The organism is Lederbergia galactosidilytica, from assembly GCF_017873565.1.
In the GTDB taxonomy this organism is placed as follows: domain Bacteria; phylum Bacillota; class Bacilli; order Bacillales; family Bacillaceae_C; genus Lederbergia; species Lederbergia galactosidilytica.
Genome location: NZ_JAGGKH010000014.1, coordinates 95,120 through 110,807 on the forward strand (window position 1 = coordinate 95,120; position 15,688 = coordinate 110,807).

Here is a 15,688-nt window from a genome sequence, read left to right on the forward strand (position 1 = left end):
ACTTAGGAGAGAGAAGAGCTGGGAGGTGGCCTAAATGAAAAAGAGTAAAAAAATTCAAAGTGCAGAGCAAGTTTCCGCCATTATCTCGGCCTTCAGATGCCCGATTTGTGAATCTGAGATGAAGGTGAAGGAGCTTAAAAGCCTTGTGTGTGAGCAAAACCATACCTTTGATTTTGCTAAACAGGGTTATCTTCATCTACTATCACATCCTATTAAAAGCCAATATGAAGCAGACCTATTTACTGCGAGACAAAAGATTATTATGGAAAGTAATTTATATACTTCCATTCATCAGGTGATTTCTAAGCTGATTCAAAAGCATGTGAATGTTTCGGAAGTGCTTATGATTGATTTAGGTTGTGGAGAAGGTTCCCATTTACAAAGGATTTTGGATGAATCAATTGATCAGAAGTTTACGGGAATTGGCCTCGATATTGCCAAAGAGGGGATTATGTTGGCAGCTAAAAATTATGAACAACCGACTTGGTTAGTTGGCGATTTGGCCCATTCACCAATAGCAGATCAATCGATAGATGTCATCCTTAATATTTTATCTCCTTCTAATTACCAAGAATTTAAAAGAATTCTCACCGAGAACGGACTAGTAATCAAGGTTGTCCCACGTGCTAATTATTTGCAAGAATTACGTGCAGCTTTTTTTGTGAAGGACGAAAAGCGGGAGTATAGCAATGAGGATACAATCTCGTTGTTTCAGAAGCATTTTCATGTTTTGGAAAGAGTTCACTTTCATGATAGCAAAAATCTAACTAGGAACGAATTAGAGAATTTAGTGAGAATGACTCCGCTCTCATGGTCGGCAGACCCAGAGCGTAAGCTAGCATTTGTGAACCAGTCATCTCATGAGATCATAATTGATTTGGATATTTTAATAGGGAAAAATATCGTTGAATAGAAAGGAGAGAGAAAGATGACAGAAACGATCTATTACAGTCAAATCAGAACAGAGGATGGGGCTGTTTTCCTAGCGGCAACCGAACAAGCACTTTGTTATGTAAGCCCACAAAATGAAGGAATACGAGAATTAAAGAGTTGGTTGGAACGCCATTATCCAGGAGTTCAATTGGTTGAGGATGAGGAAAAACTATCTATTTATACCACTCAATTGCAAGAATATTTAAATGGGGAACGAGAAGAATTTACTCTTCCAGTTGAATTAGTGGGTACAGATTTTCAAAAAGCGGTCTGGACAGAGTTACGTAATATTCCATTCGGGGAAATTCACACTTATTCAGAGATTGCGGAAAGTGTTGGTAATCCAAGAGCGGTTCGAGCAGTTGGAAGCGCAATTGGTGCGAATCCCCTTCTCTTCGTTGTACCATGTCACCGTGTCGTACGAAAAAATGGAGAAATGGGCGGTTTTCGTGGAGGCCTTTCAATGAAGGAAAAACTATTGGGCCTAGAAAGACATAAAGCTAAAATTTAAATCAATGATTTCTTAAACATCAAAGTCCTCATATAAAATGGACAAGTAAAAGCAATACCCCGTGAATCGATAATCAATTTATTACGATTCACGGGGTATCATCAAAAGCGGAGGAAAATTGTTTCCGTTTCGGTCAAGAGTATGGTTCGGGCTTTTTTTAAACACTGCTCTTTTTAGCAGCAAGTCATAAAATCACTAAGGTTGAAAAAAGTGTAATGCTCAATATACATTTTTGTTTAAGCGGGAAACAATTACGTATAATCGCAAACTTTATTGAGACTGGTAAAATCAAACCGATAATGGATAGAGTTTTTCCTTTTATAGCTGCTCAAGAAGCGATGGAATAAGTGGAATCAGGAAGAGCGAAAGGGAAGGTAATATTAAAAATTAGATAGGTGAGTCCATTTCATCATTGCTTATTAATATCAATACACGAACATTATTGTTAAAGGAGATTGAATTGTTAGTCCATGCATTTCCTTAACTTTGTTGATGATTGGAGCGGAAGGTGGCGACTCCTTGGAGATTAGTGTATTAGTGTGACAGGTGAGATCCCGCAGGAGCATATGAGCTGTCCCCCGGAAAGCGTCCACCAGAAGCGGAAATCAACGTTGTTCGGATTTGAATGCTAAAATCTCTATTATGAAATTGATTCAGTTATGAAACGAAGCAAATAAATATGCTGAATAACGCTTCTTGAAATAATTTAGTAGAACTAGAAAATCCACTTTCATTTACCTTTTTCAACATGAGTATATAGTTAAGATGAGCGTGATATTAGTTATTCAATAATAGGACATGTTTGACAATGATGATTGTTCAATCAGCGGGCTTGTTTATTTAATAACAAAAAAAGAAAGGTGTTGGATGAAGAAATAGAGAATTCTCTTAATGAATGATCTTATATTTGACTAGGGGAGATTTAAAATAGGTAGAGTAGTTGGATTTGAATTAAGTAGTCAGGAACCAGAAAAAGCAGCAAAGTTTTATTCCGAAGTATTTGGATGGGAGATTTCTGAACCAGAATTTGATTATTGGGCCGTTTCTACGGAAAAGGATCCTGTGAGAACAGGAATGAATGGCGGGATAAGTAAAGGAGCTAATGATTATCCTCATGGGACACGTATTCAAATTGCAGTAGATTCCATAGAGGAAACCATCTCCAAAGCAATAGTGAATGGTGCAATGGTGGTCCGTGAGAAGATGGAGTTCGATGAATTTTATCTTGCCTCTTTAGTTGACCCAACAGGAATTGGCTTTGGTCTCATCCAAAGTAAGCAAGATTGATTATGTAATAATTGGGCGCGATTGTGTAACTGAATCATAGGTAGTATTGATCAAACTTTTAAAGACAGTAGAGCGATCATTCAATTGAGTACGACAAAATCCCTCCTTCATCATTTATATCTCGGGAGGGACGGGATTTGCAAAATACGCAAAGTTGGTTTGTCCATAAATTTCTGTATGTTAGTACAAGACTTTTTCAGAGGGGAATGAGATTTTGAAAGACAAGGAGCTAATAGATGCCTTTGAACGGTCAGAAATAAATTTACTCGTGGAGCTGCGAATGGGAAATGGTTTCCATGAAAAGGAGTATGAAAAGTTAGTTAAGACACTCACCATTTGTGCGGATGAATGGGAAGATCGGACAAGTATACCAGGAGAAGTCCTCCAAACTTTAATTGAACTATATGACGAACTGTACAACTTTTCGTTAATATATGGTGTTGAAGAATCAATCCGTATTAAGAAGGCAGCCGAAAATACCAAAAAGCTAATTCAAAGATGTACGAAAGAAGTGGGGGAAATAGAACCCGAAAAAGCAAGAGTGATTGCTAGGTTGATTGAGAAAATCAACGAAAACGGAAACTTTTTTCAAAAACTTCAAAATGGCAAAGGAATGGACGAACAACAATTTGAAAGAATTTATCATGAGTTATCTGAAATTATCGACGAGATTTATTCGTGGAGAGACATTCCAAAAGTATTGGTAAATATTTTTATAAATCTTTGTGAATTAGATTTGTTTGTCGGACAATATCGAGATGAGTTCAAACAACATGAAGAGGCAAATAAAATTTATGATGCGTACGAACGTATATTTAGTTTGATTTTTGGTTGAACCACTGAGAGATGAAAGACATAACATTTTGAGACATAAATAGCTACATATGTGGCCAGAGACACAAAGGTACAGACTATAAAATTATTAATAAAAAGGGGAGAACTCCTCTGTTTTATTCAACAAAAGGCACGGCTATCTAATAGGCCATTGCCTCTATTTTTGCATATAAAGACCATGTAATGGAATGAATTATGCTAAAATTAAATAAATAGTGAAAAAGGGAGGGTTCTTATATGAGCTTAACTTTAGATATTGCGCGTATTTTATTACCTGTTGTAATAGTGGGTGGAATGGCCGTATTTGTAGTTATGAGAATGAAATATAAATATAAGAAAGGCACCCTTGGTAAGAAAAAAACAAAAAGCGCCCAAAATTTACTCGATAGTTTAATCCCATTTGGAATGATAATTGGTTGTGCTGTTGCTCTACCTCTTAGCATGTTTTTTCCCATTTCCTTACTGTCTACAATTAGTTGGGGAGCGGGAATAGGGTTATTATTTGGATATTTTGCTTATGAAATTTATAGTAAACGTAGAGAAAGCTGCTAGTAAATGGTTAACTTCCTCGGTCAATAATGTCAGAAATGAAGACTGTAAACCATCAATGTTCGCTGCTACAGTGACATCATCTGTTTTAAGATGTAGAACGGAACAGGGCGATGCAATGAGATGCCTCTGGACTTGCACGCTGTTCAAACAGAATGAGATTGTGGCCGCCTAGCCTAGTTTTGGAAAAAATCCCACTCAGGAACTCGTAAAGTATAAAACTCGCGGGAGTTTCCATCTCTTATATACTATGTATTATTTGTTTATATTACTAAATTTTAAGAAACATTTGATTAATCTTACAGTCTATTGTATAGTAAGGCTAATTACATAAAAGTCCGTCCGGGTGCTTGAGGAATCAGGCTGAGATAGTAGCTATTATCCGCTACTGACCGTTAATCTGATCTGGGTAATGCCAGCGTAGAGAGTGATGTATTCATCATAGGGCCCTTCTCGTCGTCTGTGCATTTTGAGACGGCTTTTTTGTATTTTAAAGGTTATTATCTCCATGAAAATTTAGAGAAAATTAGGGCGACATATATATTTCTAGATCTCACAGTGCACATGGGAAGGCTGAGTAGCCAATTTTAGAAAAATATATAATCGCGTTTCCTCTAAAGAAAAAGCCTGTAAACAAAGAAGGGGTTGGAAAAGATGAAAAAACTAAAATTTACAGATTTATTGATTACCATCATGCTTGGGGTAGTTTTTGGAATCACGATGAAGTTTTGGGATGATTTATATACAGTGATCAAACCGATGTTGCCTGTGGCACGTCAATTAATTTACGGAATGTGGTTTATGGTTGGAGTCTTTGCGATGTTACTTATTCGTAAACCAGGTGCCGCTTTGCTTTCGAGTATTGCCGCGGCAGGGCTATCGGCTTTTATTGGGCATGGAATTGAGGTTCTGATTTATGGATTTATGCAAGGATTAGGAGCTGAATTACTATTTGCTGCCTTCCGCTACAAGCGATTTGGCATCATTGTTGCTGGCTTAGCCGGTGTGGCGTCTTGTGTGGCCAGCTTTCTTTTAGATATGTTTTATGGGTATGCCAATTTGGAAGCATGGGCTCTGATTGTAAAGTATGGCTTACGTGTTATTAGTGCGTTCCTTTTTACAGGAGTATTTGCTTATTTTATTGTTCGAGCGTTAGAAGCCACAGGGGTAACGAATCTGATTCGTCCTGTTGCAAAGGAAGAATATACAGCCTTAGATGAATAAATTTTGAAGAAGTTATTAAAAAAGGAACATGATTATGAAACTTGGGGACGATGTGCCATTGAACATTCAGTTTAAATCTTTAACGAGGTCAGCGCTATTTGTCTCCGAGTTCGCGCCGTTCAGCGGACTTTGAGTCAGCGAACAGTAGTGAATCTTGTCCTTGAGTAAAGAATATGATGATTGAGAGAATAGAAAAAGGGGTGACATATGGAACATCAGCAAGCAAGAAAGTCTCTTAGTGTTACGAATCTCCGTTTAAAATTTCCAAACGAGCCTACCTTAATTTTTAAGGATCTGTCTTTTTCAGTTGTGCCAGGGGAGAAAGTTTTATTACTTGGGCCTAGTGGCTGTGGGAAATCAACCTTACTGCAAGTTTTAAGTGGAATTATCCCTAAGTCTATTGAAGTCCCCTTAAAATACGATGCAATCCAATTACCTGAATCATGGGGATTTGTGTTCCAAGATCCCGACACTCAATTCTGTATGCCATATGTGGATGAAGAACTTGCTTTTGTTTTAGAAAACATACAGGTCCCTAGGAGTGAAATGGATCGTCGAATTGAAAAGGCACTGGAGATGGTTGGCTTGCAAGGAATTCCCATTCATACGCAGATTCACGATTTATCACAAGGTATGAAACAGCGTTTGGCACTGGCATCAGTGTTATTACTACAACCAGAAGTGCTTTTTCTTGATGAGCCCTCTGCTTTATTAGATCCTGATGGAGTAGAGCAAATTTGGACATCTGTAAAAGAAGTCGCAGCAGAAAAAACAGTGCTAATTGTGGAGCATAAAATTGACCAGATTGCCGATTGGGTCGACCGTGTCGTGCTATTTAAGGACAACGGAGAAATTCTGGCAGATGGTCGCCCAGCAGATGTGTTTCGTTTTTATAAACAGCAATTGATTCAGTATGGGATTTGGTATCCAAAAGTTTGGGAGGATTATTTGGTGTCTCCAGCCTATTTAAATTTAAAGAAAGCAAGAGGAGACGAATGCCTGTCAACTCACCCAGTATTACTGTTGGAGAAATTCAATGGCTACAGAGGGGAAAAGGCAAAAATTCAGATATCTCACGCAGAGGTGGTTCCTGGCAGTTGGATTGGGATTATTGGAGAAAATGGTGCCGGAAAGAGCACATTTCTCTTAGCATTAATGCAATTATTACGAACAACAGGGCAATATGTGCTCGAAGAAAATACGATCCAATGGAAAAAACGAAAGAACCCACTGCCAAAAGGTCTTTCCCTTGTTTTTCAAAACCCAGAGCTACAATTTATTACGAATTCAGTCGTAGATGAACTCTCCTTTTCTGGGCGATTAAAAGGACTTGACGAAGAGATGTTACAAATCAAAGTTAAAAAATGGATCGAGCGTTTTCAACTCCCCTTGAATGAAAATCGTCATCCCTTCCAATTATCACTAGGACAAAAACGACGATTAAGTGTCGCGACAGCTTTTATGTCAGGGGGAAAGATTTTATTGCTAGATGAACCAACATTTGGACAAGATGCGAGAAATACTTTTATGATCCTGGAGCAATTGGAAGAGTTACGTAGGGGCGGAACGACAATTATGATGGTGACACATGATGAACAGATTGTCGAACATTTTATGACAGAAGTGTGGAAGATTGACCAGGGCATATTAGTGGATGTTTCCAAGCGAAATCCCCCGGAGTTTAGGAGAAAGGAGCAAGTTTATGCAGGAACTGTTTACTCCAGCTAAGGAAACATGGTTGTATCGTGTGAATCCCGCTTTAAAATTTGTTCTATTCTTTTGCTTATTGCTTATCGTGCTCTTTCAGCGAAACCTTGCCTTTGTTTTTCACTTAACGTTCTTATATGGCATTCTGTTATACGGATATAGTGGCTATAGATGGAAAAAATTATGCCTATTTTCCATTCCAATGGTTCTTTCTTTTATTTCATCTGCCCTGACAATGATTTTATTTGGAAAAGGTGTTCACGTCTGGTGGTCTTGGGGACTTATTAAAATTTCAGAAGAAAGCTTTTATTATGGCTTATTACTTGGTTGTAAAACGCTTTGTTTTGGGATTATCAGTTTAACTTTTTTATTAACAACAAGGCCAATTATGTTATTTTATGCCTTAATGCAGCAATGCAAACTTGCGCCAAAATATGCTTATAGTTTCATTGCTTCTATTCGGCTATTACCAATGATTGTAGAAGAATTAAGAACCCGTTCAAATGCGTTAAAGGTGCGAGGTGTTCATTTTTCCAAGGGGATAAAAGGGTTGTTTGAGCATTTGCGTCTGTATATGGTGCCATTATTTGCCCAAAGTATTCGGCGAGCACAAAGAGTCGCCGTTGCGATGGAAGCGAAAAGATTCCAAATGGGTGTGAGAAGAACATATTATTATCCTACTATTTATACAAAAATCGATGTTGTATTCCTTTCGGCTGTGGTTGTTTCGTTTTTGTCAGCCCATTTTTTAAAAGGAATCATTCCTTATAAAACTTTAACACATATGCTGGTCCCAGCTTTGCAATTGTAGTCTGCAAAGCTGGGCTTTTTAATATGGGAAAGAGGGATTCGATTGATGATCTCAGTTGTTTATCTGTAATAGAGCCTATACTTTTGCCAAAATACGTCCGGTCGTATATAGTACGGTAGTACGATTTTGCAGAAGAAGGTGTGAGCTTTGATTAAAATATATGGATGGTTAATTTTGTGTGTAGCCGTCTGGGGGAGTAATTTTGTATTTGGGAAGCTATTAGTTCAAGACTTCTCCCCAACTATGTTAACGATGTTACGCTTATTTTTTATTGTGCTATTTTTAGTTTTATATGCAACTGTAAAGAAGTCGTTTAAAAAAATCCAGAAGAAACAATTATGGATGATTCTCTTTCTTGGGATTATGGGTGTGTTTATCAACCAATGGTCTTTCTTTAAAGGATTGGAAACAGCTGATCCAACTACATCAGCTTTGATTTTAGCGACGGCGCCTGTTTTAACGGGATTTTTAGCGGCGATTTTTTTAAAAGAGCGATTCACATTGCGGATGGTCGTCGGTTCGCTCTTAGCTATTACTGGCATTTATTTTGTGGTAACTAAAGGTGGGAAAGCGGCTTTATCAATTGATAAAGGATTGTTATGGATTGTAGTAACGATGGTGACATTTGCCATCATGATTATTATTACAAGAATATTGTCAAAAACACTTGATTCCCTTACAGTGACGCTCTATTCGAATATTGTAGGCTTTGTTATTTCGATTCCATTTGCTTTTTCGTTGGACCAACCAATCCATGTTGGGACAAGCTTTTCAAGTTGGCTTTTCTTAATTGTAACGGCGATTGCTGTGCATGGGATCGCCACTTTAATTTGGAATAGCCAAATTCGTTATGTCGATGCTTCGAAAGCATCCATTCTTTCCAATTTGGAACCATTTATTGCGATGGTTATGGGACTGATACTATTATCCAAACCGATTACAGGTGCGGAAATAATTGGTTCGATTTTCATTGTAGGCGGTGTAATTTGGTCAACAACGAAAAGAAGGAAATTTTTTAATCGGACAGTCTCTAGTAAATAAAATGAAACTACAAGCGGAAGGGACCCAACCTTCATTTACGAATCCCTGATCCTTATCGGATTTTAAAAGGCCAGGTTATTGCGAGGGAAAACAGGCAGAATATTTTAGCGAGTGAGTTTAAAAATCATTCAATGAAAAGACAGACCAACTTTTGTTCATTCATCGATCTTGCTTTTAATGTTACAAAGACATATACATTTGTAATCAATGACAATCAATATTAAAATGGATAGAGAGGTTTTAGGAAAAAGAGGTGGAATAGACAATGATTACATTAAAAACAGAAAGAGAAATACAATTAATGCATGAAGCAGGTAAACTATTGGCTGCTTGTCATAAAGAAATCGCGAACTTGATTAAACCAGGAATTACCACAACAGAAATAGATCAGTTTGTAGAGGAATTCTTAGCGGAACATGGAGCCACTCCTGAACAAAAAGGATATAAGGGTTATAAATACGCCACTTGCGCGTCAGTTAATGACGAAATTTGTCACGGTTTCCCACGGAAAACGCCTCTAAAAGAAGGCGATCTTGTCACCATCGATATGGTCGTAAATCTTAATGGTGCTCTCGCCGACTCTGCATGGAGCTATGCAGTTGGAGAAATTTCCGAAAAAACGAAGACACTATTAGAAGTGACTAAAAATGCCTTATATAAGGGAATTGAACAGGCAGTTATTGGCAATCGCATCGGGGACATTGGTCATGCAATCCAGTCTTACGTAGAACCACAAGGATTATCGGTAGTCCGAGAATTTACAGGCCACGGAATCGGGCCGACTTTACATGAAGCACCACAAATTCTCCATTACGGTCCAGCAGGAAAAGGATTGCGCCTCAAAGAAGGCATGGTAATCACGATTGAACCAATGGTGAATGAAGGTGTATGGCAATCCAAAATGGATAATAATGGTTGGACTGCGAGAACAATGGACGGCAAACGATCTGCCCAATATGAACATACATTAGCGATTACAAAAGATGGTCCTTTGATTCTGACAGAACAATAAATAAAGTATGGCCACATAGTAGCTAGATCAAGCACTATGTGGCCATTTCTTTGTTTTTTTAGTTCGATTGCACTGGCTATTGTTAATGGAGCTTTTTAGGAAAAGAGGAAGGGCTCGGCCAGATCGTTAAAGAGTATTTTAGAATTGGCATAAAGATAAAGGCCGGAGCTGTAGCGTTAATAGAGTTTTTTAAAGAAAAACGCAAGGGTAATGGCGTCCGCCGTAACCTTAATGAGGTGATCAAGAGACAAACGTAAAGGTAAAAGCGGCGACGTTAACTAGCTTGGGGGCGTCACTCAAGCAAAAAAGCAGCCGTTTTCGCAAGCAGGCTGCTGATAGCTTTTTTATTGATCTGTTAAAATCATGACGTCATGAGCGGCAATTGATATAGTGCCATTGACGGTTTCGCCAGTAAGGAGGTCGCGTTTTTGCTCGTTTCCTAACTCAAATTGGCTCGTTTTATTATTATGATTCATCACGAATAGATACTCTTGTCCCTCTTTAACCCTTTGCGATACTTCCACACCAGGTTCGGATGTTAGAAGTGGTTTAATTTCTTTCGCGGCGCAAAGATCTGCCATTAAGTCTTGTAAGAAAGCACTATCTGGACTTGAGGCTATATACCAGGCTTCTCCAGAGCCAAATGTATTTCTCGTGACAGCTGGCATACCTTTGTAGAAATCATCCCCATATTCTGCGACTACTTCTGCCCCTTCAGAATGGATGAGATCGAAAAGAATATTACATTGATATTCTCCTTCTAAATGTGTGGTTTTATCTTTGATCACGATTTGATTATACACATCTGGATGGAGTGCATCGATTTCCTCGGACCAGATGCCCAATAGATTTCGCAATTTTCCTGGGTAACCACCCGTTGTTACAAGGTCATGTTCATCGACAATCCCACTAAAGAAGGTTGTTACAAAAGTTCCGCCATCTGCGACAAACTTTTCGAGCTTTTTGTGATAATCCCCTTTGACCATGTAGAGAACTGGGGCAATAACAAGGTCATAATTGGATAAATCCTCATCAATACCGATCATATCGACTTGAATGTTTTGTTGATACAGAGCATCATAATATTTATGGACTTCCTTGACATAGTCCAACGCAACGGATGGTCCGCTAGTTAAATCAATCCCCCAACGGTTTTCCCAATCAAAGACAATTGCTACTTTCGCATTTACTTGTGCATCAATGATATGATCTGAGAGCTCTGCTAATTCTCTGCCTAAAGTGGCTGTTTCGCGGAAAACACGGGTATGCTCATGACCAACATGTTCAATAACAGCTCCATGAAATTTTTCCGTTGCCCCAATGGAACGACGTAATTGGAAAAACAACACAGTATCAGCACCGCGCGAAACGGCTTGGTAGCTCCATAATCTCATCACACCTGGGCGTTTAAGAGAATTATAGGCTTGCCAATTTTGCTGGCTTGGTGTTTGTTCCATTAGCATGAAAGGTTTTCCGCTTTTTAGTGCCCTCATTAGATCATGGGTCATCGCAGTCATGCTGATTGGTGTATCAATCGAAGGGTAATTGTCCCATGAAACAACGTCCATTTCTTTACCCCATTTGAAATAATCTAATTCTGGATAAAGTCCCATTAAATTTGTTGTAATCGGGATATCTGGAGTATGTTTGCGAATGGCATCCCTTTCAAGTTTAAAACACTCTAATAAACGATCAGATTGAAAACGGCGATAGTCAAGAGAGATTCCTTGAAAATTAGTACGGTTTCCGTCCCATTCTTCACTCAATACGTTCGGTGGTACAATTTCATCCCAATCATAAAAGGTATGTCCCCAAAACGCCGTATTCCACGATTTATTCACAGCTTCAATAGACTGGTAGGTTTCTTTGAGCCAATTTCGGAAAGAGTCTGCACAATTTTCACAATAACAGTAACCACCATATTCATTATTAACATGCCAAACTAAAACTGCTGGGTGATCTTTATATCGTTCTGCTAGTTTTTCCGCCATTCTTTCTGAATACTTGCGAAATGTTGGGCTATTCGGGCATGAATTGTGCCTTCCTCCAAACTTGCGCTTTCTCCCATTGTAATCTACCCGTAAAACATCAGGGTATTTTTTAGCCATCCAGGCTGGATGAGCAGCAGTGCTTGTACCTAAACAGGTGTAAATTCCATTTTTATATAGGCGATCAATCGTTGCATCCAACCCGGAAAAGTCGTATGTATTTTCATCTGGTTGATTTCGGGCCCAGGCAAAAACATTAAGAGTCGCGACATCAATCCCAGCTATTTTAAACATGCGAACGTCTTCATTCCAGACCTCTTCATGCCATTGTTCAGGGTTATAATCTCCCCCATACCAAATCTTTGGTAATTTTTGACTAATCATTTTTTTCCACCCTTTCACTTTTATCCTGAATTAACGGATAATCAGATTCTTCCACCTTAAAACTCTAGGAAATTCAGAGTAATAGGTGAGCAATAACCCCCGAAAAATCCCATTAATTTAGGACCAACAGGATATTGGTCACTTAGTGTTACCACAACTTTTTTTACTATCAGTAGGGGAGTATCTTCCGTGGTAACGCCTCCATTACCTGGATTCCTAGCAGATAGTAGTTTCACTTTATCCACCATCTTAGCGCCTTCATTTGAATCAGTCAATGAGAAAATCGAAACGTTTGGACTGAATTTTACATTTATAACTCTAAAAGTAGTAGATTTTAGATATTTTTAAGCTAAAATCACTAATTTTGAATGATTTTTAAACTAATTTATTGTGTATTTATTGCTGAATCCGTGTGCTAACATTAATAGTAATAATGTATGAAAGCGTTTCTAGCATTGGTGTCATAGGCATAAACGTTAAGTTTTATAGGGGGAAAACGATGAAAGAGAAAAATATTTTGTTTAAAAATATCCACGAGTTATTGGAAGTTAGAGTTACTCCTTTACTAGGATTATTAACACAAGATGAAAAAATTAGCTTGTTATCGACATCCCAAAGTGCCATTCCTCGTTTAGGTATTAAAGAATATCAGGTTGGAGGAGAAGCTGCCCATGGAGTTGTAGACAGGAAGGGTGGAAAAACGACCGTCTTCCCACAACCGATCGGCTTATCTTGTACATGGAATCGCGAGTTAATGAAAAAGGTCGGAAGTGTGATTGGCGATGAGGCACGGATCTTTTATGAGCAAAATCAACAAAAAACGGGATTAACCTTATGGGCACCAACGATTGATATGGAACGTGATCCGAGGTGGGGACGTACGGAGGAAGCATATGGAGAAGATCCTTATTTAACAGGTCAACTAGCAACTGAGCTAATAAAGGGGATGCAAGGTGAGGATCCTTTTTATATTAAACTAGTTGCAGCACCTAAACATTTTTATGGAAATAATAATGAGTACGGCAGAGAGCGAATTTCAAATAGCATTGATCCGCGTAATCGCTATGAATATTATTTAAAGGCTTTTGAACCTGCTTTTAAAGAGGGAAAGGCTCTATCAATGATGACGGCTTATAACGGAGTCAATGGGATTCCAGCCATGCAAATTCGCGAAATAAAGGAAATTGTGAAAGACCAATGGAAAATGGATGGGTTTGTTGTTTGTGATGGCGGGGCCCTTACCTTAAATGTGGAGGAATATGGCTATTATTCTTCATATGCAGAAGCTTTGGCAGATGCTTTAAAAAAGGGGATTGATTGTTTTGTTGATGAGAAAGAAAGAGTCGAAGAAGCAGCACGAGAGGCTCTTAAACAACAATTGATCACCGAAGAAGAGCTAACTAAAGCAATTGGTAATATGTTAAAAGTTCGATTTCGTTTAGGCCATTTTGATGAAGATACAAGTAAAAATCCTTATAGTGAAGTAGACAAAAATAAATTATGTTCAAGAGAACATGCTGAGCTTGCACTGGAGTCGACAAACGAATCGATTGTGCTTTTAAAGAATGAGCAGAACAAGCTCCCTTTGAAGAAGGAAAAATTGAAAAAGATTGCTGTCATCGGTCCAACAGCAGATATTGTCTATCGAGATTGGTATACAGGCTATTCTCCCTATCAAATCACCCCTTTAATGGGAATTAAACATCAATCTGCCAATCAACAGATTCAATTTGTTAAAGGCAATGATAAAATTGTGCTCAAATCATTGGATACAAATGGCTATATGACTTTAGGGGAAGACGATGAACTAGTCTTTGCAGCAGATGCTATTGGAGAAAAGGAAATTTTTGAGTTAGAAGAATGGGGATGGAATGGCAATCTGTTGAAAAATCAGGCTAATCAACGTTATATTTGCCAAAACGAACAGGATGCGAGGTTTAAGGCCAGTAGCCAAGAGGTTTTTAATTGGTTTATCCGAGAAAAAATGGGCTTTCATACAGTTAACGAAAAGCAAGAAACCTATCATTTATCTACATGGCAGGGAGAGCCGTTAAATATCGATGACGGGCAAAGATTAACGACAGCAAGTCAGCCTGGAACTTTTCAAAAGCAAATATTATCATCAGGTATCGAAGAAGCGGTACAAGCTGCAAAGGAAAGTGATGTGGCGATTGTTTGTTTAGGAAATAATCCGATGTTGAACGGCAGGGAAACAGAGGATCGCCCAGATATTATTTTGCCAAAGCGACAACAAAAATTATTAGAAGAAGTATACAAGGTAAATAAAAATGTCGTTTTAGTCCTGATTAGTAGCTATCCTATGGCTATAAATTGGGCGGAACAACATATTCCAGCGATCCTTTATTCTTCACATGGTTCCCAGATGTTAGGGGAAAGTATCGCCTCCATTTTGTTTGGAGATATAGTTCCCTCTGGGAAACTAAGTATGACTTGGTATAAAAGTGTTCGACAATTACCGACAATTTTCGATTATGATATAATAAGGTCAAAAAGGACTTATCAGTATTTTGATGAAGAGGTTTTATATCCCTTTGGTTATGGATTAAGTTATGCAATTTGCCAATACGACCGCTTACAGCTTGATAAAACAACCCTTACAAAGGACGAAACAGTTTCAATTAACGTGGAGGTAGAGAATCTAACTAATGAACTTGCGTATGAAGTTGTGCAACTGTATGCAACCGTGAAAGGGTCAGCTGTTCCAAGGCCACGTAAGCAGTTGGTAGATTTTATTAAAATAAAATTGCAGCCCTATGAAAAGAGAAAGGTATCGCTAAGCGTGACAGCAGATCAATTAATGATTTGGAATGTGAATGAAGATCGATATACATTAGAAACGGCAAGTTGTCTTCTTTCCGTCGGCCCATCTAGTGAAGATATAAAATTAACAGAGAGCCTTCAAATTCAGGGACAAGATCTCCATCAGCGTTCCTTACGAGAAGTTACGAAGGCTGAAAATTATAATGATTATGATGGCGTTTACCTTGATAAAGGTGAAAACGGTCTTAATTGTGTGACAAATCGAGCGAATGGCTGGATCGCTTTTGAAAATGTAGAGATGTTTGCTGAGAAACTTTGTGTAGAATTGCGTGTTACTACCGATGGAATACCAGGAAAAGTAAAATTAAAAATCGATCAACTTAATCACTCTTCCATCATAGAGAAGGAGTTTACAGTCCAATATCCAGGGGAGTGGGTGGATGTCCAACTTCCATTTACAGCTAATCAAGACTTGCATGATCTATTCATTTTAATGGAAGGCCCTGTTGCGATTAACACACTACAATTAAAAGAGATTGATGGGCCTGATCGAGAAAAATGGAAGCGTACATCATTAAGAAAGAAATATGGCTTAGGTGTTTTGGATATGATCGTTTGAAACGTTC

At 38.3% G+C, this 15,688-nt stretch carries 12 protein-coding genes, 1 pseudogene and 1 riboswitch; of the genes and pseudogenes, 12 read left to right on the forward strand and 1 reads right to left on the reverse strand.

Features of this window, described 5'->3' with window-relative positions:
* Positions 1–34: 34 nt before the first annotated feature.
* The 11 genes and pseudogenes from J2Z23_RS15095 to map all read left to right on the forward strand — a co-directional run bounded on the left by J2Z23_RS15095 (position 35) and on the right by map (position 9,909).
* Positions 35–913, forward strand: a complete 879-nt coding sequence (locus tag J2Z23_RS15095) for a putative RNA methyltransferase (protein WP_209974410.1) — start codon at positions 35–37, stop codon at positions 911–913.
* A 15-nt stretch (positions 914–928) separates the two neighbouring features.
* Positions 929–1,444, forward strand: a complete 516-nt coding sequence (locus J2Z23_RS15100) for a methylated-DNA--[protein]-cysteine S-methyltransferase (protein WP_209974412.1) — start codon at positions 929–931, stop codon at positions 1,442–1,444.
* A gap of 125 nt (positions 1,445–1,569) precedes the next feature.
* Positions 1,570–1,791: pseudogene (locus J2Z23_RS15105) on the forward strand (zinc-binding dehydrogenase); the annotation flags it as partial.
* Between the two features lie 580 nt (positions 1,792–2,371).
* Positions 2,372–2,731 (forward strand): VOC family protein, encoded by a 360-nt coding sequence (locus tag J2Z23_RS15110; protein WP_064468447.1) that lies wholly within the window; start codon positions 2,372–2,374, stop codon positions 2,729–2,731.
* A gap of 214 nt (positions 2,732–2,945) precedes the next feature.
* A complete protein-coding gene (locus J2Z23_RS15115) occupies positions 2,946–3,566 on the forward strand; it encodes a hypothetical protein (RefSeq protein ID WP_209974415.1) in 621 nt (206 codons plus the stop codon).
* A gap of 236 nt (positions 3,567–3,802) precedes the next feature.
* Positions 3,803–4,117, forward strand: coding sequence for a hypothetical protein (locus tag J2Z23_RS15120; RefSeq protein WP_064468446.1), 315 nt, complete (start codon positions 3,803–3,805; stop codon positions 4,115–4,117).
* A gap of 329 nt (positions 4,118–4,446) precedes the next feature.
* Positions 4,447–4,558: riboswitch (TPP riboswitch) on the forward strand.
* A gap of 210 nt (positions 4,559–4,768) precedes the next feature.
* The gene (locus J2Z23_RS15125) at positions 4,769–5,338 is read left to right on the forward strand and encodes an ECF transporter S component (protein WP_057989445.1); all 570 of its coding nucleotides are present in this window, start codon (positions 4,769–4,771) and stop codon (positions 5,336–5,338) included.
* 207 nt (positions 5,339–5,545) lie between these two features.
* A complete protein-coding gene (locus J2Z23_RS15130) occupies positions 5,546–7,066 on the forward strand; it encodes an ABC transporter ATP-binding protein (RefSeq protein ID WP_057989447.1) in 1,521 nt (506 codons plus the stop codon).
* Positions 7,041–7,856, forward strand: a complete 816-nt coding sequence (locus J2Z23_RS15135) for an energy-coupling factor transporter transmembrane component T family protein (protein WP_064468445.1) — start codon at positions 7,041–7,043, stop codon at positions 7,854–7,856. The genes J2Z23_RS15130 and J2Z23_RS15135 overlap by 26 nt, the downstream gene beginning before the upstream one ends.
* A gap of 147 nt (positions 7,857–8,003) precedes the next feature.
* A complete protein-coding gene (locus J2Z23_RS15140; protein WP_064468444.1) occupies positions 8,004–8,897 on the forward strand; it encodes a DMT family transporter in 894 nt (297 codons plus the stop codon).
* A gap of 265 nt (positions 8,898–9,162) precedes the next feature.
* Positions 9,163–9,909, forward strand: a complete 747-nt coding sequence (gene map / locus J2Z23_RS15145; RefSeq protein ID WP_209974417.1) for a type I methionyl aminopeptidase — start codon at positions 9,163–9,165, stop codon at positions 9,907–9,909.
* Positions 9,910–10,253: 344 nt separating this feature from the next.
* On the opposite strand, the gene J2Z23_RS15150 is transcribed toward map, so the two are convergent.
* The gene (locus tag J2Z23_RS15150) at positions 10,254–12,281 is read right to left on the reverse strand and encodes a beta-galactosidase (protein WP_209974419.1); all 2,028 of its coding nucleotides are present in this window, start codon (positions 12,279–12,281) and stop codon (positions 10,254–10,256) included.
* A 499-nt stretch (positions 12,282–12,780) separates the two neighbouring features.
* Between J2Z23_RS15150 and J2Z23_RS15155 the strand changes: the two genes are divergently transcribed.
* A complete protein-coding gene (locus J2Z23_RS15155; RefSeq protein ID WP_209974421.1) occupies positions 12,781–15,681 on the forward strand; it encodes a glycoside hydrolase family 3 C-terminal domain-containing protein in 2,901 nt (966 codons plus the stop codon).
* The last annotated feature ends 7 nt before the right edge of the window (positions 15,682–15,688 follow it).